The organism is Lysinibacillus sp. NPDC097195 (assembly GCF_044762075.1).
GTDB lineage: Bacteria > Bacillota > Bacilli > Bacillales_A > Planococcaceae > Lysinibacillus.
Map to the genome: position 1 here is coordinate 2,334,299 of NZ_JBIWDP010000001.1, position 23,419 is coordinate 2,357,717.

A 23,419-nucleotide genomic window follows, 5' to 3' on the forward strand; every position below is an offset into this window, starting at 1 on the left:
TACCTCCTCTGTTATCCCAATCTTTGTTTTACGTCGGCAGCCCGACGAAGTGCTTGACCTATATAATTGATCCCAAGAATTAAGAGTAAAATTAATAGTGATGCTGGTAACCATACCCACCATTTTTCAGCTAGTACGAGTGGATTTCTAGCATAGCTTACTAATGTACCTAGGCTCGGGGTCGAAGGGGGTAGCCCAAATCCTAGAAACGATAGCCCTGTTTCAATCCCAATATTCCCAGCAAGACTTAATGTAAACTCAACAATTAATAATGAACTTAAATTAGGCAAGACCCCCTTAAACATAATCGCGATATCACTTGTCCCCATTGTTTTCGATGCATTGACATAATCCCGTCGCCCTTCCGATAATGCTTTACTACGAATTAACCGGGCAACCCCTATCCATTGCAATGCACTAATAATCATTACGAGCTCAAAAACGCCGTATTCTGGGATAATCGATACAAGCACGATAAAAATCATAAATGTCGGTAATGTAATAATAAAATCAATGATTCGCATCATGACATTATCTACAATACCGCTGTAGTAGCCCATAATAATTCCTAGTGCAATACCAATAATATTGGCAATGACCGTCACCCATATGGCAATTAACAACGAATTTTTGGCGCCAATCACTAGTTGTCCTAGTACGTCACGTCCTGCTTCATCTGCGCCTAAAATATAGCCATTTACACCTGGTTTTGTGTAGCGTTCAAAGAGATTAATTGTTAATATTTTTTCTTGATCGAGCATCCAAGCTGTAATAAAAATAGAAATGATCATGAGTGTCACGCCAACTAATGAAAACATCGCGACTTTATCTTTTTTAAACTCTCGTAAAACAACTTGTATCCCTGTCGGTGCTGAGCTTTCTATACTTACTGTTTCATTGATTTGCTGTGTCATGTAATTCACCTCTTCATCAACATTAAGTTTCGTCGTTAGTCTATACGGATACGCGGATCCACAATGGTCATAATAATATCCGACAACAGACTACCTAATAATGCTAAGAAACCATAGAGCATGATGAGTGCAGTAATGACACTATAGTCGCGACTCGTTATCGAACTAATAAACAATTCGCCCATACCTGGATAGCCATAAATTGTTTCGATAAAAATTGAGCCACCTAATAATCCTGTTATTGTAAACCCTAAAAATGCTGCAATTGGAAGTACTGAATTGCGGAAAATATGTCGCGTATAAATTCTTCGTATTGGAATACCTTTACTACGAGCAGTTTTAACATAGTCTTGTGTTTTCGCATCTATAATTTCTGAACGTAAATATTGGATAATCCCTGTTGTACCTAAAATAGCTGCCGTTATCGCAGGTAAAAGTAGGTGATATACTTTATTCCAGAAATAAGCCAACGTGCCCGCTTCAAGCCCCACGTCGACCGTACCACTCGTAGGGAACCACATAAGGCGATAACCAAAAACGAATAAGAACACGAGTGAAAGGACAAACGTTGGAATGGCAAAGCTAATAAAACTGTAGAGAATAATCGATTTGTCTAATAATGTATCTTGCTTACGCCCAGCCACCATACCAAGTGGAATAGCTAGCACATAGACTAAAATGACACTTAGTAGTGATAACCAAAATGTATTCAGTGCGCGCTCTCCAATAAGCGTTGAAACCGCAATTTTATATGTATAGCTTTGTCCAAAGTCTCCTTGAAGAGCATTTGTAATCCAGCGATAATATTGTTCATACCAAGGGTCATAGAAGCCCGCTTGTATGCGCAGCTCCTCAATTCTTGAAGGGTCTGTTTCTGGGGTTATTAAACCTGTAAATGGATCACCAGGCATTTGCTTGGCGAGTATAAAGACAAATAAACTCAATATGAACAATTGTGGAATCATGACGATAAACCGTCTGACAACTGTTTTCCACATATTACACCCCCTCCTGCTCAATTCCAGACATCGCCACTTTATGCGTCTCTGAAATAGATTTTAAAGGGTATACTTTACCATGCTCATCATAATATCGATGATGATTTTGTTGATATTTCTCTTCGACTTGTTGTCGAGCTTTCTTGCGTGCCAATCTTGTCTCTGGCTCAATATGGGGAATTGCTGATAGAAGGCGATTTGTATAAATATGTTGGGGATTTAGGTAAATATCCTGACGAGTACCCGTTTCTACAAAGCGCCCCTTATACATGATGGCAATGTAGTCACACATATGTTTCACGACACCTAGGTCATGCGAGATAAATAAATAACTTAGCCCATATTGTCGTTGTATATCTTTCATAAAATTTAACACTTGAGCTTGCACCGACAAATCAAGTGCCGACACAGGCTCATCTGCGATAATCAATTTCGGATTACAAGCGACTGCTCGAGCTATCCCTAGACGTTGCTTTTGCCCCCCAGAAAATTCGTGTGGATACTTTAACAGCACATCTTCGGACATGCCGACAATGGCTAGCAATTCTTTAATGCGCTTGCGCTCTTCCTGATCACTCAGCTTCATAAAATTACGTAACGGCTCCGCCAGTATATCGATTACGCGTTTTCGAGGGTTCATACTCGAATGGGCATCTTGGAAAATCATTTGAATTTCACGACTATATGCTGAGCTACGCTTGCGACGTCTGTTTGTCACATCTTGTCCTTCATAAATAATGTGCCCTGACGTTATCTTTTCAAGGCCAATAATTGCTTTGCCAGTCGTAGACTTACCAGAGCCCGATTCGCCAACTAAACCGTACGTTTTTCCTTTCTCAAATTCCAATGTAACGCCATCTACAGCATACACTTTATCTTGTATCGTATTAAAAAACCCCCCACGGAGTGGATAATGGACATTTAAATCTTTAACTTGCATAAAGCTCACATCGATACACCCACTCTCTCTTTTTCAAAATGAAAGTGTTTCCAGCATGTACATCGCACAAAATGCCCTGGTGCAATTTCATGTAGTTGCGGGTCCATTTCATGCGCTGATGCATCAATCCACGGAATACGAGCGGAAAAGCGACATCCCTCACGCGGTAAATTCATAAGGGAAGGCACCATACCATGGATAACTTCTAAACGCTCATTTTCCTGATGGGTTTGTGGAATCGAGTTTAATAAAGAGCGTGTATATGGATGCTTGGCATTATGAAACAACTCTTGAACGGGTGCCTCTTCAATCACTTGCCCTGCATACATAACAGCAACACGATCTGCCATTTCCGCCACAACACCTAAGTCATGGGTAATTAAAATAATCCCTGCTTGTGTTTCATCTTGAAGCGCTTTTAATAAATCTAAAATTTGCGCTTGAATCGTAACATCTAGGGCAGTTGTCGGCTCATCTGCAATGATAATGGCGGGTTTGCTGGATAACGCAATGGCAATCATAACACGTTGGCGCATTCCCCCTGACAATTGATGTGGGAACTGTCTTGCAACACGACTAGCATTCGCAATCCCTACTTGCTCTAACAGCTCTAAAACACGTTCTTCCCGTTGCTGTTTTGTAAGTGTTGTATGATAAATAAGACCTTCTGCAATTTGTTCCTGAATGCGCATTAATGGATTTAATGCTGATAGAGGATCTTGAAAAATAAAGCCAATATCATTGCCTCTTAATTCATTGAATTGTTCTTCACTTAACTGCGCTAAATTTCGCTGTTTGTAAAGTATTTCACCCGTCACTTTCGTATTGAGGGCATTATGAAGGCCAACAATTGTTGTGGCTAATGTACTTTTTCCACAGCCCGATTCGCCAACAATCGCTAAAATCTCATTTTTTCTTAGTGACAATGAGACATCTTCTACAGCTGCATGATATGTGTCTTTGAGTCGAAAACTTGTTGTTAAATTGTTAATCGTTAATAAGTCATTTACTGATTGCAACAATCTCCCTCCAATAATTAATTTTAAGTTATTTATTTCAATATTATTATTTCGTAAATAATCTATCTCCCCCTATCATGTTCGTTTGGAAATTCATTCATCAATTGTTCGATAATTCTCTAAAATTATATAGAAAGAATTATCTGATAACTTTTATTGTAATGTTATTTTATATAGAAACATTAAGCAAAATCAAGCCTATTTTACAAATTATTATCATAAAATCAGCACATTATTTTACATTATTTCCCTCATGAAATTTATTTTCCTATTTACAACTTTGGTGATTTGTTATCGGAATAAAATTTAGTGGATACGATTTATCTTTTTATTAAAATAACAAAATATACCCTATTTTCATTTCCGATAACTTATTTTTCAATATTTAATTTCATCGTTTAATGGACAAGTAAATTTTTTTAAATATTTTTTTGTCCTTGTCTCCGATTTAAAATGGTCCATAATCATATTGTTTTACTACATTAATAAAATTTTGAACTAACCATAAATTTATAATTATTGTTTTAATCTCCAATAAGTGAGCTAGATTTTATTTAGCAAGCTTTTACTTAAAAATAGGAATTTTCTACGTCCCATAAAATGCATTTATGTACAATTTTGATATTTTTCTTTGCTTCGCGGGATTATTCCCTCATTCCGCGGAATTACTACCCAACTTCGCGGGATTCCACCCTTGCTCCGCGGAATTACTGCCCAACTTCGCGGAATTACACCATCGCTCTGCGGAATTACTCCCTCACTTCGCGGAATTACACCCTGGCTTCGCGGGATTTCACCCTTGCTCCCCGGGATTATTCCCTCATTCCGCGGGATTACTGCATCGCTTCGCGGAATTACACCCTTGCTTCGCGGAATCTCAACCCTGCTTCGCGGAATTACTCCCTTGCTCCGCGGAATTACTGCCCTGCTCCGCGGAATCACTCCCTGCTCCGCGGGATTACTGCCCAACTTCGCGGGATTCCACCATCGCTCCGCGGGATCACCCCCCTTCGAGAAATCACTCCATCGCTCCGAGGAATCACTGCCTAAATTCGCGGAATCTCACCCCCGCTCCGCGGAATCTCTCCCGCGGGTAAATCACTTTAATCACTTACTCGAAGGAAAATCTCACTCATGCTCGTACAACAGCAAATGGCACCTATTAAAGTAAAGTTACTTTAATAGGTGCCATTTATTCACCAAACGTTATCTTCTTGATTTAGGATTCATTGCATCTTTTAGCCCTTCACCGATAAAGTTAATCGATAGAATAACTAATGTAATAGCTGTCGCTGGTGGAACCCAAATCCATGTTTTATCTCTCAGTACATCGGAGTTTCTAGCTTCAGCTAGCATATTGCCCCAGCTTGGTGTATCTGCTGGTACGCCGAAGTTTAGGAAGCTTAATGCAGATTCAATAACAATCGTTACCGCCATTAAAAGTGTAGCTTGTACAATAATTGTCGAAGCGACATTTGGCAATAAATGTTTCATAATGATTTTTGACGATTTACAGCCTATTGATTGCGCCGCTAAAATGTACTCATTTTCTTTTTCTGCGAGAATACGACTTCGGACAACGCGGGCAACACTTCCCCAACTTAATAAGGAAATGACGATGATTAACGTCCATAATCCTGAAACTTTGCCGATCAAAATTGTATTTAACACGATAACAAATACTAATAATGGGAACATTAAGACAAAATCAGTGAAACGCATTAAAATTTGATCGATTTTGCCCCCAAAATAGCCTGAAATAGAGCCAATCGTTGTCCCAATTAAAACAATGAAAAACATACAGCCTACTCCAACCGTTAACGAGGATCTACCTGCATACAACATCCGTGTAAAAACATCACGACCATTTGTATCAGTTCCAAGCCAATTCTCACTCGAAGGTGGTTGGCTAATTTTCATAAAGTCTACACGCACAATATCTTTAGTCGTAATATATGGCGCTAAAAACGATAGAATAATAACGATTAGTAAAAAAATAAGGCTTATCATAGCTAATTTATTTTTAACGAACTTTCTTCTCGCTATCACCCATGGAGAGGGGCTTTTATTCAGTGTTTTTGAAGTAGACGCTTCTGGTTTTGTTATAATCTCCACATTTTTCCCCTCCCTAATCTAGTCTAATGCGCGGATCTACTATACCATACAATAAATCAGCTACTAAATTCCCAAAAAGTGTTAAGAACGAAAGTAACATAGTTATCGACATCATGACCGCATAATCTCTTCTTCCAACGGAATCTAAGAACAGTGCTCCTATTCCGGGATACGTAAAGATGGTTTCTGTAATAACCGCACCACTAATTAATGTAGCGATGTCAAAACCAAGAAAAGTAATAATTGGAATAATTGAATTTCTTAAAATATGCTTGTTGTAAATTTTCGATTCCTTTGTTCCTTTTGCTCTTGCTGTTCGTACAAAATCTTTTCTACTGTTTTCAATAATGTCATTACGTAAAAATTGAGTATAAGAAGCTGTACCCATTAATCCTAATACAAGTGCAGGCAATAACACATGATGGATTCTACTTATATAGTAATCAAATGTACCTTCCTCAAGTCCTACCCCGACTGAGCCGTTGAATGGGAACCATCCTAATTGGAAGGAGAATACATAAATTGCCACAATCCCAGCAACAAACGATGGAATGGCCAAAGCTAAATAATTATAAGAAGCGATTAAATTATCGCCGAGTGTATAAGGTTTTCTTCCCGCATACATGCCCATGAAAAAAGCAAAAATATACGTCAAAATTAAAGAGGTTATTGCTAAAAATAATGTATTCGGAATTCGTTGTGCAATGACTTCTATTGCAGGTTTTTTATAAACGGTTGATTTGCCAAAATCCCCTTGTATAAAATTAGCCATCCATCTTCCATATTGCACGATAATTGGATCATTATAGCCTAACTTCTCTCTCATTTCCTCGATGTATTGTGGGTTTGTATTGGATGGATCTATTTCTCCCGCAAATGGATCTCCTGGCATCATTTTTGCTAAGAAGAACACAACTACCGAAATAAGGAGTAACAATGGAATCATGCCGAGTAATCTGCGAAGTGTGTATTGAAGCATGTGACGTCCCCTTATCAATTAAAATTTACTACTATCAGGCTCTTAAAGTGAGCCCGATAGTAGTAGGTTTCTAAAGCCTTTATAAGGCATTCATCTTATTCAACAATATGCCATTTATAAACGTCTGTTTGGAATCCAACAGCGTTAATATGCACACCTTGTAGTCGGTTGTTAATACCATATAAATCTAGGTTCTCCCATAATGGTAGTGCTGGTAATTCTTCATTGAAGTACTTTTGCCAATCAACATAAACCTTTTTACGGTAATCTTGATCAAATGCTTTTTCGCTTAACGCTTCTTTTAACAGCTTGTCGTTTTCTTCATCTACATAACGACCGTAGTTCCATTCTGCATCATTTGCCCATAAACCAGATGGATCTGGATCAGAACCCATGCTCCAAGAACCGAAGAATGCTTCTAATGCAGCATCATCATTATCTTTCATTTCATTGTATAAGTTAAACTCTACTAAGCTACCTGTTGCTAATTCAGTTTTCACACCAATATCATTCCAAGATTGGATGATTGCTTGTGAACGACCTTCAAATGCTGCTGGTCCTGCATAGTGGCCAAATGAAATTTTAAATGGTTTGCCTTGTGGATCTTCTACAAATCCATCGCCATCTTTATCAACATAGCCTGCTGTTTTTAATAACTCTTTTGCTTTATCTACGTTAAAGTCATAAGCATTTAAATCGGAAGCATCTGCAGCAGTCCAGAACGTCACTGGAATAACTGTATTCGCTACTTCTGCTTTTCCTTCTAAGAAAGCATCGATCATTGCTGGACGGTTAATTGCATATAATAGTGCCTGACGTAATTCTTTTGAATTGAATTTATCAAAATCTGCTACATTTTTCAGTGTAGCTTGGTCACGGTGACCAAAACGAAGTCCGATATAAGAATAGCTTACACCAGTTGTTTCTTCGATACGTACATTGCTTAATGCAGAAAGCTCTTTCACAGATTGTGGTCTAATATCCATGATGTCGATTTCTCCGTTTTGGAATGCACCAGCTGCTAATGATGGGTCAATTACTTTAACAATCACACCATCAAGCGTTGGTTTCCCTTTCCAGTAATCATCAAAACGCTCTAATTCAGAATACTCGCCGTCTACAACTTTTTTCACTTTAAACGGCCCATTACCTACAGGCGTTTCGCGCACTTGTTTTGATTCACTTAAATCTTTAACCGCAATGCCTTCATAATGTTTTTTCGGCATTGGGAATTGCCAAATACTTTCTAAGTTATTAATTTTTACTTCTTCAAATGTAACTTTAATTGTGTAAGGATCAACAACTTCAATTCCTTCGATTTTATCTGCTTTACCTTCTTTTTTAGCTTTTGCTCCTTTTACACCTTCAACATAATTGAAACGAGGACCATCATAATCAGGATCTGCTAACGTTTCTAATGCAAATACCCAGTCTTCACCTGTTAATTCATCACCATTATGCCATTTAACGCCCTTTTCAAAATTGAACGTATACGTTAATTTATCTTCACTAATATCCCATTTTGCAAGGTTTGGCACATATTCTAACTCATCATTTACATCATAAATACCATCCATCATGAAGCCTTGGATATAGCTATCTACAATACTTCCTGCAAAGGCAGGGTCAAATACGCCCTCTGGCGCTTGGTCTGTTCCGAATGTGACAGTGCCACCTTCTTTGGCATCAGTAGTAGTTGCCACTGGTGTTTCCTTATCCGTTTCTTTATCTTTGTCCGTTGTCGATGAGTCGTTATTACATGCTGCTAGGAACAATGCCATGACGAGCATAAGTAAAAGCGACCATAATGTTTTCGTCTTTTTCATGTTTTTCCCCCCGTTAATTTTTTATTTTGAAAAGCATTTTTTCCCTTTTTTTCTTGCCCCCATTAATATAAATGGCAAGCAACTTTATGATTTGGCTTCACCTCCTTTAATACCGGTTTTGTTAAGGAACATTCCATCATAGCCTTTGGGCATCTTGGATGGAATGGGCATCCTGTCGGAGGATTTGCTGGACTCGGTACATCGCCTTCTAACACAATACGCGTACTTTTTTTACGTGGATCTGGTACAGGTATTGCTGAAATAAGCGCTTGTGTATAGGGATGTAATGGTTCATCATAAATGCTTGTTTTGTCAGCAATTTCCACAATATTTCCTAAATACATCACGCCGATACGGTCACTCATATGCTTGACCACACTTAAATCGTGCGCAATAAATAAAAATGTTAAATCAAACTCATCCTGCAACTCTTTTAATAGATTCAAAACTTGTGATTGCACAGAAACATCCAAAGCAGAAACAGGTTCATCGGCAATAATGAGTTTCGGTCTTAATGCAAGTGCTCTCGCAATGCCGATTCGTTGACGTTGCCCACCTGAAAATTCATGCGCATATTTATAATAAGCATCCTCGGGTAAGCCCACTTTTCGTAACAGTTCAATGACTTCTGCTTTTAGGGAATTGAGCGTTTTATTATGGAAATTCATTATTGGCTCCGCTACGATACTCCCTACCATCTGCATAGGGTTCAATGATGCGTAGGGATCTTGGAAGACCATTTGAATATCTTTTCGTATTTCTCTTAACGATTTGCCCTGTATTTTCGTAATATCTTGCCCATTAAAGACGATTTGTCCTTCTGTTGAATCGAGCAATCGAATAATGGTGCGGCCAGTAGTTGATTTACCACAGCCTGATTCCCCAACTAGGCCGAGTGTTTCGCCATTTTTAATGGCAAATGAAACATTATCGACAGCTTTTACATGTCCAACTGTTTTTTTGAAAAATCCACCTTTAATCGGGTAATAGGTTTTTAAATTATTCACTTCAAGTAAATTTTCTTTAGGTTGTTTAATTGTTGTATCTGTCATGTTGTTACCTCACACCTTCTCTAAGATAGAACCTTCATATAGTAAACAAGCAACTTCATGACCCTCGCCGATTTGGGAAAGCTGAGGCGTTATTGTACTACACTCCGGTTTCACAGACGGGCATCTATCCGCAAAACGACAGCCGATTGTCGGCATATTTTTTAACGATGGCACAATGCCTTGAATTGTCGTTAGCTCACTGACCTCAAGATCAATACGTGGAATGGATGCCATTAAAAGCTTTGTATACGGATGTTTTGGATTATGGAATAGATTGTCCACATTTGTGCGCTCGACAATTTTTCCAGCATACATAATAATGACTTCATCACACATTTCTGCCACTACACCTAAATCATGCGTAATTAAAATAATAGACATATCATTTTTCGCTTGAATCTTTTTAAGCAACTCAAGAATTTGCGCTTGTACCGTTACGTCTAGCGCTGTAGTTGGTTCATCGGCAATTAACAGTTTCGGGTGACACGCTATAGCTATGGCAATCATAACCCGTTGTCGCATCCCTCCTGATAATTGGTGCGGATATTCGTCGACAATTTTATCTGGTCGAGGGATCCCTACACTTTTTAATAGTTCGATTGATTGCTGCCTTGCTTCGTTTTTGGAAATAGATAAATGGTTTAATAAAATCTCTTCGATTTGATTGCCAATTGTAAAGACAGGGTTTAAAGATGTCATTGGCTCTTGGAAGATCATACTAATATCTTTGCCACGTAATTTATTCATTTCATCACTTGTGTAACCTTCAATATTTTGACCTTGGAACTTTATTTCCCCACCAGTCACTTTGCCAATTCCTTGAGGCAGTAGTTGCATAATCGACAGCGACATAACACTTTTGCCACAACCCGATTCCCCTACAATGCCTACAATTTGTCCGGGCTTAACGGAAAATGAAACATTATCTACTGCATGATATATTTTCCCGTCTATATCAAAACCGGTTTTAAGGTTACTCACTTCAAGCATTAAATTCATTTTAATCATCACACCTTTGTATATTTTTTCTAAATAGAAATATGTAGCGAAAACTAGCGATGTATAAACTTTCCTGATTCAATATTCAGAAAAAAAGAACTACAACCGATTAAACTTATTCCAAAATCATTTCTACTCAATTATTTAATAGTTTTTATGATATTCAATTTAAAAACAATTTAATAAAAAATTTACAGTAGAAATAAAAAAACAACTAACTATATACTTATGGAATTATCTGAAAATTATTCATATTGTTATTTTATCTAGAATTAAACCATTTAATCAAGAGTTTTTTTACATATCTCACAATGTTATATACATAATTAACCATACAACTATTACAAAAAATTATATAATTCTTGCATTCTTTATAACCATAAATTTGTTAACTTAATTATTTATGTAATTCTATACCATCTATTTATTATTTTAATAAAACAATACCTCTGAAAATATTCATTTTTAAGTATTTCATAGCAATTCTCTTATTTGGTAAACTTGAACAATATTGGACCTATCTATATTTTCTATTTATTTTTATTATTCTGATATTATTCTTATATAGTTTTTCGCTTTAAAGCAATAACAACAAAAAGCGATTTTTACTACAGTAAAAAACTATTTATACGTTAATTTTTCTAAACATACATCTTCAAACTTTTATTTTTATTGTTACCGAAAAAAAACGATCACCGGCTCATATAACCGTGATCGTTTCTTTCTATTTTACTCGTTTATTAGATTATTTTTTATAGTGCGCCAGCTTTCAATTTTGCATGCCAGTCTTTTAAAAATGGAATATCTCCCTCTTTAATAGCACCTGATTCGTTTGCTGCTTCAATTAAATAATCGAAGTTTGTTAAAGACACATATTGGATGCCTGCTTCTTCAAATGCTTGTTCAGCACGTGGTAAGTTATATGTGTAAACACAGACAACCCCTAGCACTTCACAACCTGCTGCACGTAAAGCTTCAACTGCTGTAATCGAAGAACCACCTGTTGATACAATATCTTCTACGACAACGACTTTTTGTCCTGCAGCGTATTTACCTTCAATCTGATTGCCACGGCCATGCTCTTTTGCTTTTGAACGCACGTACACCATCGGTAAGTCTAAAATATCGCTTACCCATGCAGCGTGTGGAATACCTGCTGTAGCCGTACCTGCTACGATTTCTGTTGCACCAAAGTTCTCTTTAATGACAGTGGCTAAGCCATTTGCAAGTTGTTTACGAATAACAGGGTCAGAGATTGTTAGACGTGTATCACAGTAAATTGGTGATTGAATGCCTGATGCCCAAGTGAAAAGGTCTGTTGGATTTAATTCGACTGCGCCAACTTTTAGCATAGCGTGTGCGATTTCGTTTTGTAATGTCATAATTTATGCCTCCCATAAGTCACTTACGATTTTATATGCTGCTACTGGATCTTGTGCACCTGTTACTGCACGTCCTACGACGATTAGTGAAGAACCATCACGTTTTGCGCCATCTGGCGTAGCGACACGCTTTTGATCATGTGCGTCTCCTCCAGCTAAACGAATACCAGGTGTGACACGTAAGAAGTCTTCGCCACACGCTTCCGCAATGGCTTGTGCTTCATGTACCGAGCACACAACACCATTCAAGCCTGCTTGTTTTGTTAAACTAGCATAATGTAACACGGATTCTTGCAATGTTAAGGCAATTTTTTGCTCTGTTTGCATTTGCGCTTCCGTAGTAGATGTTAATTGTGTCACTGCGATTAATGCAGCACGCTCACGCCCTGCGGGTGTACCTGCTTCCAGACCTTCCAGTGCCGCTTCCATCATTGGACGGCCGCCTGCTGCATGGACATTGACTAAATCTACTCCTAATTTAGCTAAGCCTTTCATTGCTGAACCAACAGTGTTAGGAATATCATGTAGCTTTAAATCTAGGAAAATATCATGCCCTAAATCTTTCACTTTGCGTACAATATCAGGACCTTCTTGCATATAAAGCTCCATCCCAATCTTGACGAAAAGAGGCTCCTGAAACTGTGCTAAAAACTTAAAAACTTCTACTTCTCCTGGGAAATCAAGTGCTAATATTGGTTTTCTATTCATTTAACGATGGCTCCTTCCGATAATGTCCGTAATATGCTCAACGCCTAAAGCGTCAAGCTTTGCTGGTAATTCTTCGATGATGTTCGGACATACAAAATGATCCACAAAATTGGCTGTACCAACTGCTACTGCTGATGCACCTGCTGACATAAAGTCGATGACATCCTGCGCTTCGCTTACGCCACCCATCCCAATAATCGGAATATTGACGGCTTTATACACCTCATATACCATACGAATGGCAACTGGTTTTACTGCCGGACCTGATAAGCCCCCTGTTCCATTGGCAATAACCGGCTTACCTGTGCGCTCATGTAAACGCATGCCGATTAATGTATTAATCATTGTAATGCCGTCTGCGCCACCTGCTTCAACAGCTTGGGCAATTTCTACAATATTCGTTACATTCGGTGATAATTTCACATAAACAGGTACTTCAGAAACTGCCTTTACTGCCTCAACAAGCTGTCGAGCTGTTGCTGGGTCTGTACCGAATTGAATACCGCCACACTTAACGTTTGGACAAGAAATATTCAGTTCTAACGCTTTGACATTTGGCGCAGTTGAGATACGTCGCGCTACTTCCACATAATCTGCGGTTTCAGTACCTGCCACATTGGCAATAATCGGCACATCATAGCCTTCTAAAAACTTTAATTCTTCATTCATGACTTTTTCAATACCAGGATTTTGTAAACCAATCGCGTTTAACATCCCCGCTGCAGTCTCCGCTACACGTGGTGTCGGATTGCCCGGTCTTGTTTCTACTGTTGTTGCTTTAATCATAATTGCTCCAAGCTTCGATAAATCATATAGTTGTGCATATTCACGACCGAAGCCGAAGCAACCTGAAGCCGGCATAATTGGATTTTTTAAATCTAAGCCTGGTAATTGGATATTTAAACGACTCATAATGCCACCGTACCTTTCGGGAAAACTGGACCGTCAGAGCATACTTTGACATAGTCTTTTTCATTTTGATCGGTTGTTTTGCACACACAGGCGAAGCAAGCCCCAATGCCGCAGCCCATACGCTCTTCAAAAGATAAGTAGCCTTCTTTTTCAGGATAGAAGCCTTCTAATGCTTTTAACATTGGTAGCGGACCACAAGAATAAAACACATCAAATTCAGGTGCACGTGTTTCTAGGACGTTTGTGACGAATCCTTTCGTTCCTTTAGAGCCATCAACTGTTACGTAGTGGGTTTCACCAAGTGCAGTAAACTCTTCCTCATAGAAGCATACATCTTCTGTTTGGAAGCCTAATACATGGATTGTTTTCACACCACGAGCAGTCAGCTGTTTGGAAAGTTCATGTAAAGGTGGTACACCGATGCCGCCACCAACTAATAATGCCGTCCCGCCTGGCTTTACAGCATCCACTGGGAAGCCATGACCGATTGGGCCAAGGACATTGACTAACTGCCCTTCACGATTAGTCGCCAACACTTGTGTTCCTCGACCTTCCGCACGATAAATCATGGTAAATTCACTGTTGTCTTTATCTATATTTGCAATACTGATAGGTCGACGTAAAAGCGGCTCCAATGAATCTGACACCTTTACATGGACAAACTGGCCAGGAGTCATATCCTGAACCAGTTCACCACGAAGTGTCAATTCGAAAATGTTTGTCGCAATTTGCTTTTGAGAGACGACCGTCATTTTCTCTTGACGAATCATATTAATGTACTACCTCCGCTTTCGGCATTTGTTCTGCTGTAAATGTCATCGATTCAATGACACGCAGCATTGCTTCTGCTGTATCTAATGAAGTTAAGCAAGGTACGCCGTTTTCTACAGACTCACGTCGAATGCGGAATCCATCGCGCGCTGGTTGCTTACCTTTTGTTAATGTGTTCACTACAAGCTGCGCTTCACCATTTTGAATTAAGTCTAGTAACGTTTGGCCTTTAGCCCCGATTTTGCCTACTACATCTGTACGTACGCCAGCAGCTTCAAATGCTTGTGCTGTACCTTCTGTCGCTACAATGCGGTAGCCCACTGTTGAAAAGCGTTTTGCTAGTGCAATCGCTTCTTCTTTATCTTTATCAGAGACAGTGAATAATACTGTGCCTTCTGTGCGAATTTCCATGCCTGCTGCAACTAAACCTTTGTAAAGTGCTTTTTCTAATGTTGCATCTTTCCCCATTACTTCCCCTGTTGATTTCATTTCAGGTCCTAATGTAATGTCCACTCGGCGTAATTTAGCGAATGAGAATACTGGTACCTTAACGAATACACCTTTTTGCTCTGGAGCTAAGCCAGTTGGATAGCCTTGCTCTACGATTGATTTTCCAAGAATCGCTTTCGTCGCAATGTTCGCCATTGGGATGTTCGTAATTTTACTTAAGAACGGTACTGTACGAGATGAACGAGGGTTGACCTCGATCACATACACTTCACCTTGTGAAATGACATACTGGATATTCATTAAGCCAATGATGCCAAGACCTTTTGCTAAACGCGTTGTGTAATCAACTAATGTATCTTTTTGTGCTTGTGTTAATTTTTGTGGTGGGTATACAGAAATCGAGTCACCAGAGTGTACCCCTGCACGTTCGATATGTTCCATAATACCTGGGATTAAAACATTTTCACCGTCACAAATCGCATCGACTTCAATTTCCTGACCAGTTAAGTAACGGTCTACTAATACTGGGTGATCTGGTGAAGCCTCTACTGCATTCTCCATATAATGTTGTAATTCTTGTTCGTTGTAAACAATTTCCATCGCACGTCCACCAAGTACGTAAGAAGGGCGTACAAGCACTGGGAAGCCTAAACGTTCACCGATGACAAGAGCTTCTTCTGTTGACACAGCCGTTTCACCCGGAGGCTGTGGAATGTCTAATGCAGTTAAAGCTTGTTCGAATTTATCGCGGTTTTCGGCACGGTCGATATCTTCTAGCGATGTTCCTAAAATTTTCACACCATTTGCAGCTAATTTATCAGCCAGGTTAATCGCTGTTTGACCACCGAATTGCACAACTACGCCAATCGGTTGTTCTAAATCGATAATGTGCATCACATCTTCGATTGTTAATGGCTCGAAGTATAGTTTATCAGAAATCGAGAAGTCTGTTGATACTGTTTCTGGATTGGAGTTAATAATAATTGCTTCATAGCCCGCTTCTTGGATGGCCCATACTGAGTGCACTGTCGCATAGTCGAACTCGACACCTTGACCGATACGGATTGGTCCAGAGCCTAACACGACTACAGAAGGTTTTTCAGACTTGATTGATTCATTTTCATCTTCATATGTGCCGTAGAAATATGGTGTTTCAGATTCGAATTCTGCTGCACATGTATCTACCATTTTGTATACTGGCACAATGCCGTTTTCTTTACGATACGCATAGATTGCTTCTGGTGTTGTGTCCCAAAGCTCCGCAATTTTTTTATCAGCGAAGCCTAAACGTTTTGCCGTACGTAATACTTCTTTATCGTTTTTATGGTCAGCAAGTGTTTGCTCCATATCGACGATGTTTTTAAATTTATTTAAGAAGAATAAGTCAATTGCCGACCATTCATGTATTTGCTCGATTGTCACACCGCGGCGCAATGCTTCACCGATAAAGAATAAGCGCTCATCTCCTGCTTTACGGATACGTTTTTCGATCCAAGAATCCGCGTTATCTTCGGCATGCTTTAGCTCAAGGTGAACTTGACCTGTTTCAAGAGAACGGACAGCTTTCAGCATTGCTTCTTCGAACGTACGACCAAGTGCCATTACTTCCCCAGTAGCTTTCATTTGTGTGCCTAAGTTACGTTTTGCTGATTCGAATTTATCGAATGGCCAGCGTGGAATTTTTGCCACGATGTAGTCTAGTGCCGGCTCGAAGCAAGCATACGTTGAACCTGTCACTGGATTTTTAATTTCATCTAATGTTAAACCTACTGCAATTTTTGCTGCTAGCTTGGCAATTGGGTAGCCTGTAGCTTTTGATGCTAATGCAGATGAACGCGATACACGTGGGTTTACTTCGATGACATAGTAGTTGAAGCTGTATGGATCAAGTGCTAACTGTACGTTACAGCCACCTTCAATTTTCAGTGCACGGATAATATCTAGTGAGATATTACGTAGCATTTGGTTTTCACGGTCAGAAAGTGTTTGTGTTGGTGCAACTACGATGGAGTCACCTGTATGAATCCCTACTGGGTCGACATTTTCCATGTTACAAACTACGATGGCGTTGTCTGCCGCATCACGCATTACTTCATATTCAATTTCTTTAAAGCCAGCGATTGATTTTTCAAGTAAACATTGTGTTACTGGTGAATATTTCAAACCTGATGTCACGATTTCTTCTAAGTCTTGATCGTTATAGCAAATACCGCCGCCTGTTCCACCAAGTGTGAAAGCAGGACGTACGATGACTGGATAACCGATTTTTGCAACAAAGTTTTTCGCTTGATCTAAATTATGGATAATGTCTGATTCCGGTACTGGTGCACCTAGTTCGTACATTAAGTTACGGAATAAATCACGGTCTTCTGCTTTATGGATGGCATCTAGTTTTGTCCCAAGAATTTCGATATTTAGCTCATTTAAAATTCCCGAGTTGTCTAACTCGATTGCCATATTTAAACCTGTTTGACCACCTAGTGTTGGTAAGATCGCATCCGGACGCTCTTTACGTAAAATACGTGAAACAAACTCTAATGTGATAGGCTCAATATATACTTTGTCTGCAATCTCTGTATCTGTCATGATTGTTGCAGGGTTTGAGTTTATTAAAATAACGCGGTAGCCTTCTTCTTTTAATGAAAGACATGCTTGTGTTCCTGCATAGTCAAATTCTGCAGCTTGTCCGATGACGATTGGGCCTGACCCGATTACTAAAATAGTTTCTATATCTGTACGTTTAGGCATGTTGTTTCCCCTTCCCTGCTTCTACTTCCATCATTTCAATGAATTCATCAAATAAGTGGTTTGAATCTTCTGGTCCTGGTGATGCTTCTGGGTGATATTGTACAGTGAAAATCGGATATTTCTTATGACGTACACCTTCACAAGTACCATCATTTAATGCGACATGCGTTAACTCTAAATCTGTATCTTTTAATGACTCAATATCGATTGCATAGCCATGGTTTTGAGATGTTAAGTCTGTACGGCCTGTACGTAAATCTTTGACAGGATGGTTCCCGCCACGGTGACCGAATGGTAATTTAAATGATTTCGCGCCACTCGCTAAAGAGAAGATTTGGTGGCCTAAGCAAATACCGAACATTGGCACTTTTCCGATTAAATTGCGCACTGTTTCGATCCCTTCTGCTACGTCTTCTGGGTTCCCTGGGCCGTTTGACAGCATAATACCATCTGGATGCCAAGCTAAAATTTCGGATGCTGGTGTGTTGTAAGGAACAACAAGTACATCACAATCACGTTTGTTTAATTCACGTAAAATACCATGCTTCATGCCGTAATCGATTAATACTACTCGTTTGCCACGACCTGGTGATGGATACGCTGCTTTTGGCGATACTTCGCGAACATGATGCGTAATCGCTGGTGTTGCCTGTAGTTTTGCCACGATTTCTTCGACATTCACTTCTTCGTCAGCCGCTGTTAATATCGCTTTAACTGACCCTTTGCTACGAATAATGCGTGTTAATTTACGTGTATCGATGCCTTCAATCCCTGGAATATCTTTTGATGTTAAATATTCATCAACTGTTAAATCGCATCTGAAGTTTGACGGTGTTTTTGCTAGCTCGCGGACAACAAATCCACGAATGGCTGGTGAGATTGATTCAAAATCATCACGATTAATACCGTAGTTACCGATAAGTGGGTATGTTAACGTTACGATTTGTCCGTAGAATGAAGGGTCTGAAATCGTTTCTTGATATCCTGTCATGCCTGTTGTGAATACGACTTCACCTTGTGAAGCTCGCTCACTACCGAACGCTGTGCCTGTAAATACTGTGCCATCTTCTAAAATAAGTAAACGTTTTTTCATTACTCTGCCTCCTGGTATACGATATTGCCTTCAAATATAGTTACGACTGGCCAACCTTTTGCAACCCAACCATTGAATGGTGTATTGCGACCTTTTGATACAAAACCTTCTGCATCAATTGTTTGTTCTTTGTTGATATCAATTAATACCATATCTGCTGAAGCACCTACTTCTAACGTACCATATGGTAAATCAAAAATTTGTGCCGCTTTAACCGTCATCCAATCTACTAATTGCTTTAATGTCCATTTCCCTGTTTCCACAAATTGTGTATATAACAATGGGAAGGCTGTTTCAAAGCCTACGATACCGAATGGTGCCCCTACCATACCACAGCATTTTTCTTCTATTGTATGTGGCGCATGATCTGTCGCGATGCAGTCGATGGTACCGTCAAGTAGTGCTGCATGTAGCGAATCTTTATCGTCTGCAGCGCGTAATGGCGGATTCATTTTCCAATTAGCATCATCTGATGGGATATCCATCTCTTCTAGTAATAAGTGGTGCGGACAAACTTCAGCAGTAACACGGATACCTGCTGCTTTTGCATCTCGTACTGCACGCACAGATTCTTTTGTTGATACGTGACACACATGGTAACGTGCGCCAGCAGCTTCTGCTAGCAGCACATCGCGTGCGATTTGGACAGATTCACAAATCGACGGAATCCCTGGTAGTCCTAGCTCTTTGTTGCGCTTTCCTTCATGCATAACCCCATCATAAATCAATGAGTTATCTTCACAGTGTGCCACAACGACCATGTCATGCTTTGCTGCCTCTTGCATTTGTTCATACATTGTTGACGCTAATTGGATGCCTACACCATCGTCAGAAAACGCGACAGCTCCCTGTCCTTTTAATGCAGCAATGTCCGTGCGAACTTCACCTGAAATATCTCGTGTTAATGAGCCGTATGGTAGTACACGAATAACGGCACTTTCTTGAATAAGACCGTTAATTAATTGCATGTTTTCTACAGAATCAGGCACTGGTTTCGTATTTGGCATTGCACAAATCGTTGTAAAACCACCTTTTGCTGCAGAAGCAGAGCCTGTAGCAATCGTTTCCTTATGTTCAAAGCCGGGTTCACGTAAATGTGTATGCACATCAACAAAACCTGGAGTAACAACTAAACCATTTCCTTCGATTATTTCTGCACCAGCGACATGGACCTCTTGTCCAATAGCAGAGATTTTGCCATCTACTATGGCGATGTTCACTGTATGCAGTTCACCTTGTTCATTTAACATTTGCACATTTTGAAGTACTTTTGTCATGTTATTCTCTCCCTTGTAAAATTGTTTCTATGATAGCCATGCGTGTGTAGACACCGTTGCGTACTTGCTCAAAAATACGAGAACGTTCACATTCTACTAACTCAGATGCTATTTCTACATCGCGGTTAACTGGCGCTGGATGCATAATAATAGCTGTATCTTTCATTTGCTTCTCACGTTCCACCGTTAAGCCGTACTCTTCATGATAGCTTTCTTTAGAGAAGCTTTTATTTACTTTATGACGTTCATGTTGGACACGCAGTAACATAATGACATCACTTATTTCGATTAAATCATCCCAACAATGATGTGCCTTAAAATCTCCTGCCCATTCTTCCGGGCACAGGAAGTGGACATTTGCTCCTAGCCGTTGTAATGCTGATGCGTTGGATTTCGCAACACGGCTATGGGAGATATCCCCGGCGATTGTGATATTTAACCCTTCAAAAGAACCAAACTCTTTTTTTATCGTGTACAGATCAAGTAAGGATTGAGATGGATGTTGACCAGCACCGTCTCCTGCATTAATCACTGCAACATTAATGCCTTCTAGTAGCTCGTTATAATATTCATCTTCTTTTGCGCGGATTACGACCGCATCCATACCAATCATTTCTAATGTCTTAACTGTATCGTACATGGTTTCACCTTTTGTCACACTTGAAAAACTTGCGTCAAATGGGATGACCGTACAGCCGACTTTGCGCTCCGCCATCTCAAAACTCGTTTTCGTTCGGGTACTCGGTTCAAAAAATAAGTTTGCGACGTTGTAAGGACGAGATAACGATGATGTTTCGCCATTTTCAAAAGCTTGCGCACGATGTAAAATGCTGTTAATTTCTTCAGTTGTTAAATGTTCCATTGATAATAAGTTCTTCATCATGTACCTCCATTAGGTTGTGTGTCATGAACGTCTATGTATGACGTCCTTCATTATTTAAGTGTCTAAATAATGTAAAAGCCCCGCTGATGTCATCAGCGAGGCATAAGGAGGCGTGACAAACTAGAGTAAGAGATTCGCTTACTAATTGTTTGTCCACAACTTCCCTTTCTTTGCCTCTCTGGACAATTCATTAAAAGGTACTACTATGAATTATTATGTTGATTGTAAGGTACAGGTATATCAGCTTCTTTTTTACCTGGTAAAACTGCATTTAGTACTACTCCGATAATGGCTGCTAACGCCATACCTTCTAAACTTAGGGATTCTGTGACGATAAACTTCGCACCGCCGATACCTATTACTAGAATAACAGAGGCAATCACTAGATTGCGGCTATTACCAAAGTCTACGTGGTTATCCACTAACATGCGTAAACCGCTTGAAGCGATAATACCGAATAACAGGATAGACACACCACCTAGAACAGCTGTTGGAATTGTTGCGATGACGGCCATTGCTTTCCCGAAGAATGACAGCACAATCGCGACAACTGCCGCTCCCGCTATAACATACACACTGTACACACGTGTGATGGCAAGTACACCGATGTTTTCACCGTAAGTTGTTTTGGGTGGGCCACCGATGAAAGCACTAATCAATGTCCCAAAGCCATCCCCTAGTAATGATCGATGTAAGCCTGGTTCTTTAATATAATCGCGATTCACTACTTTTCCTAATACAAGCTGATGTCCGATATGCTCTGAAATGGTTACGATGACAATCGGCACCATCGCTAGTAATATCGTAGATGTAATCGTAAAGTCATAATTTACACCAGGAATGATGAAGTGTGGTAGTGCAAACATCTTCGCTTCTTTTATTGGCTCAAAGTTAACGATACCAATTATAATCGAGTAAATATAGCCGACGATCAGGCCGATTAATATTGGCATTGTACTTAAAAGTCCTTTAAAGAAGATTGTAAAAATAATCGCTGTAAACAATGTCACAAGCGCTGCTGAAAAATGCAGTAAGTTATACTCTCCATCAACATTCATCGCCATGCCCACTGCCGTTCCTGATAAGCCAAGGCCGATAACCATAATTACTGGGCCTACAACGATAGGTGGCAGGATTTTCATAATCCATTTATAGCCGCTCTTCCAAATGATAAGTGACACAATGCCGTAAGTAATACCGACGGCCATTGCCCCCATCATGGCATTACCTGGGTTGACACTTGCTCCTTGCTTATCTAAGCCACCAGCCGCCAGTAAAATCGGTGCGATAAAGGCAAACGATGAACCTAAATAGGCTGGTACTTGAAACTTCGTTATTAATAGGAAGAACAATGTAGCAATCCCGCTTGTTAGCAGGGCGATTGCTGGGCTAAGGCCAACTAGCTGTGGTACTAAAATCGTTGATCCAAACATGGCAAACATATGCTGAAAACTCAATGTTACCAATTGGACTGGGGTCGGTTTTTCATTTACATCTAAAACTGCCTTTGCCATAATGTTTCCTCACTTTATCGGTTAGTCTTCTTTATAAATAATGACGCAATCTTCACCGTCTACTTCAGTTAGGTTGACGACGATTCGTTCAGAGCCGGATGTCGGAACATTCTTTCCAACATAATCCGCTCGAATTGGTAACTCTCGGTGCCCACGATCAATCAATACTGCTAATTGAATTTGTGATGGTCGTCCTAAATCCATTACCGCATCTAGTGCCGCGCGCACTGTACGACCCGTATAAAGTACATCATCAACTAAAATGATTTTTTGATTGGCAACAACATACTCGATATCTACTTGTTCAACATGCGCTTGCTCATTTTCATGTTTAGTTGATAAATCATCTCGATAAAGCGTGATGTCCAGTTCTCCGGTACGAATCGCTTTACCCTCGATTTTTTCGATACGTTCCGCTAAGCGTCTTGCAAGAAATGCACCGCGTGTTTTAATACCAACTAGAATACATTCATCAATCCCTTTATTGCGTTCAATAATTTCATGGGCAATGCGTGTTAATGCTCTTGTCATCGATGGCCCATCTAAAAGCTCATTTTTTGACATCTTTTGTCCTCCTCTCTTCACTCTGTTATCAGTGTTGTCCATTGTGCGCAACTTTAAAGCTTTGCACAATCGATTTGTATGCTTCCTATTTGCAAAGCATCGGTTAATGGCATAAAAAAACCTCTCGAGGCGAATAGCCTGAGAGGGTTGAGTACGTGTTTAAATAGCATGTTGAAAAAAATTTGCAGCACAAATTTTCGCAACACTTCACTGGTTCCTTCTCAGCCTCTCTGGACTGCCATTAAAGGTGATTATTAAGTTAAAGTCGTTCTTTC

At 39.7% G+C, this 23,419-nt stretch carries 19 protein-coding genes; all 19 read right to left on the reverse strand.

Annotation, left to right across the window (positions count from 1 at the left end; translation table 11 throughout):
* Positions 1-11 precede the first annotated feature (11 nt).
* Complete coding sequence (locus ACIQXI_RS12070; RefSeq protein WP_402924965.1) at positions 12-914, reverse strand: ABC transporter permease; 903 nt, start codon at positions 912-914, stop codon at positions 12-14.
* Positions 915-949: 35 nt separating this feature from the next.
* Positions 950-1,912 (reverse strand): oligopeptide ABC transporter permease, encoded by a 963-nt coding sequence (opp4B, locus tag ACIQXI_RS12075; protein WP_402924968.1) that lies wholly within the window; start codon positions 1,910-1,912, stop codon positions 950-952.
* Position 1,913: 1 nt separating this feature from the next.
* A complete protein-coding gene (locus ACIQXI_RS12080; protein ID WP_402924970.1) occupies positions 1,914-2,861 on the reverse strand; it encodes an ATP-binding cassette domain-containing protein in 948 nt (315 codons plus the stop codon).
* The gene (locus ACIQXI_RS12085; protein WP_402924973.1) at positions 2,858-3,871 is read right to left on the reverse strand and encodes an ABC transporter ATP-binding protein; all 1,014 of its coding nucleotides are present in this window, start codon (positions 3,869-3,871) and stop codon (positions 2,858-2,860) included. Before ACIQXI_RS12085 ends, ACIQXI_RS12080 begins: the two co-directional genes overlap by 4 nt.
* Before the next feature lie 1,206 nt (positions 3,872-5,077).
* On the reverse strand, positions 5,078-5,986 hold the full coding sequence (opp4C, locus tag ACIQXI_RS12090) for an oligopeptide ABC transporter permease (protein ID WP_402924976.1): 909 nt from the start codon (positions 5,984-5,986) through the stop codon (positions 5,078-5,080).
* A gap of 13 nt (positions 5,987-5,999) precedes the next feature.
* Complete coding sequence (gene opp4B, locus ACIQXI_RS12095; protein ID WP_402924978.1) at positions 6,000-6,965, reverse strand: oligopeptide ABC transporter permease; 966 nt, start codon at positions 6,963-6,965, stop codon at positions 6,000-6,002.
* Positions 6,966-7,060: 95 nt separating this feature from the next.
* Positions 7,061-8,791 carry an oligopeptide ABC transporter substrate-binding protein gene (opp4A, locus tag ACIQXI_RS12100; protein WP_402924981.1) on the reverse strand — a complete coding sequence of 577 codons (1,731 nt, stop codon included), beginning with the start codon at positions 8,789-8,791 and terminating at the stop codon, positions 7,061-7,063.
* Between the two features lie 62 nt (positions 8,792-8,853).
* The gene (locus ACIQXI_RS12105; RefSeq protein WP_402924984.1) at positions 8,854-9,843 is read right to left on the reverse strand and encodes an ABC transporter ATP-binding protein; all 990 of its coding nucleotides are present in this window, start codon (positions 9,841-9,843) and stop codon (positions 8,854-8,856) included.
* Between the two features lie 9 nt (positions 9,844-9,852).
* Positions 9,853-10,851: an ABC transporter ATP-binding protein gene (locus tag ACIQXI_RS12110; protein ID WP_402924986.1), complete on the reverse strand. Its 999-nt coding sequence runs from the start codon at positions 10,849-10,851 to the stop codon at positions 9,853-9,855.
* A 743-nt stretch (positions 10,852-11,594) separates the two neighbouring features.
* Positions 11,595-12,224 carry an orotate phosphoribosyltransferase gene (gene pyrE / locus ACIQXI_RS12115; RefSeq protein ID WP_402924988.1) on the reverse strand — a complete coding sequence of 210 codons (630 nt, stop codon included), beginning with the start codon at positions 12,222-12,224 and terminating at the stop codon, positions 11,595-11,597.
* A 3-nt stretch (positions 12,225-12,227) separates the two neighbouring features.
* A complete protein-coding gene (pyrF, locus tag ACIQXI_RS12120; protein ID WP_402924990.1) occupies positions 12,228-12,932 on the reverse strand; it encodes an orotidine-5'-phosphate decarboxylase in 705 nt (234 codons plus the stop codon).
* Complete coding sequence (locus ACIQXI_RS12125) at positions 12,933-13,844, reverse strand: dihydroorotate dehydrogenase (protein ID WP_402924991.1); 912 nt, start codon at positions 13,842-13,844, stop codon at positions 12,933-12,935.
* Complete coding sequence (locus ACIQXI_RS12130; protein ID WP_402924993.1) at positions 13,841-14,614, reverse strand: dihydroorotate dehydrogenase electron transfer subunit; 774 nt, start codon at positions 14,612-14,614, stop codon at positions 13,841-13,843. Before ACIQXI_RS12130 ends, ACIQXI_RS12125 begins: the two co-directional genes overlap by 4 nt.
* 1 nt (position 14,615) lies before the next feature.
* A complete protein-coding gene (gene carB, locus ACIQXI_RS12135; RefSeq protein ID WP_402924996.1) occupies positions 14,616-17,813 on the reverse strand; it encodes a carbamoyl-phosphate synthase large subunit in 3,198 nt (1,065 codons plus the stop codon).
* Positions 17,806-18,906, reverse strand: coding sequence for a glutamine-hydrolyzing carbamoyl-phosphate synthase small subunit (carA, locus tag ACIQXI_RS12140; RefSeq protein WP_402924998.1), 1,101 nt, complete (start codon positions 18,904-18,906; stop codon positions 17,806-17,808). The genes carB and carA overlap by 8 nt, the downstream gene beginning before the upstream one ends.
* Positions 18,906-20,183: a dihydroorotase gene (locus tag ACIQXI_RS12145; protein ID WP_402925001.1), complete on the reverse strand. Its 1,278-nt coding sequence runs from the start codon at positions 20,181-20,183 to the stop codon at positions 18,906-18,908. The genes carA and ACIQXI_RS12145 overlap by 1 nt, the downstream gene beginning before the upstream one ends.
* A 1-nt stretch (position 20,184) precedes the next feature.
* A complete protein-coding gene (locus tag ACIQXI_RS12150) occupies positions 20,185-21,063 on the reverse strand; it encodes an aspartate carbamoyltransferase catalytic subunit (protein WP_402925003.1) in 879 nt (292 codons plus the stop codon).
* Between the two features lie 206 nt (positions 21,064-21,269).
* Complete coding sequence (locus ACIQXI_RS12155; protein ID WP_402925006.1) at positions 21,270-22,580, reverse strand: solute carrier family 23 protein; 1,311 nt, start codon at positions 22,578-22,580, stop codon at positions 21,270-21,272.
* 21 nt (positions 22,581-22,601) lie between these two features.
* Positions 22,602-23,144, reverse strand: coding sequence for a bifunctional pyr operon transcriptional regulator/uracil phosphoribosyltransferase PyrR (gene pyrR, locus ACIQXI_RS12160; RefSeq protein WP_402925008.1), 543 nt, complete (start codon positions 23,142-23,144; stop codon positions 22,602-22,604).
* Positions 23,145-23,419 lie beyond the last annotated feature (275 nt).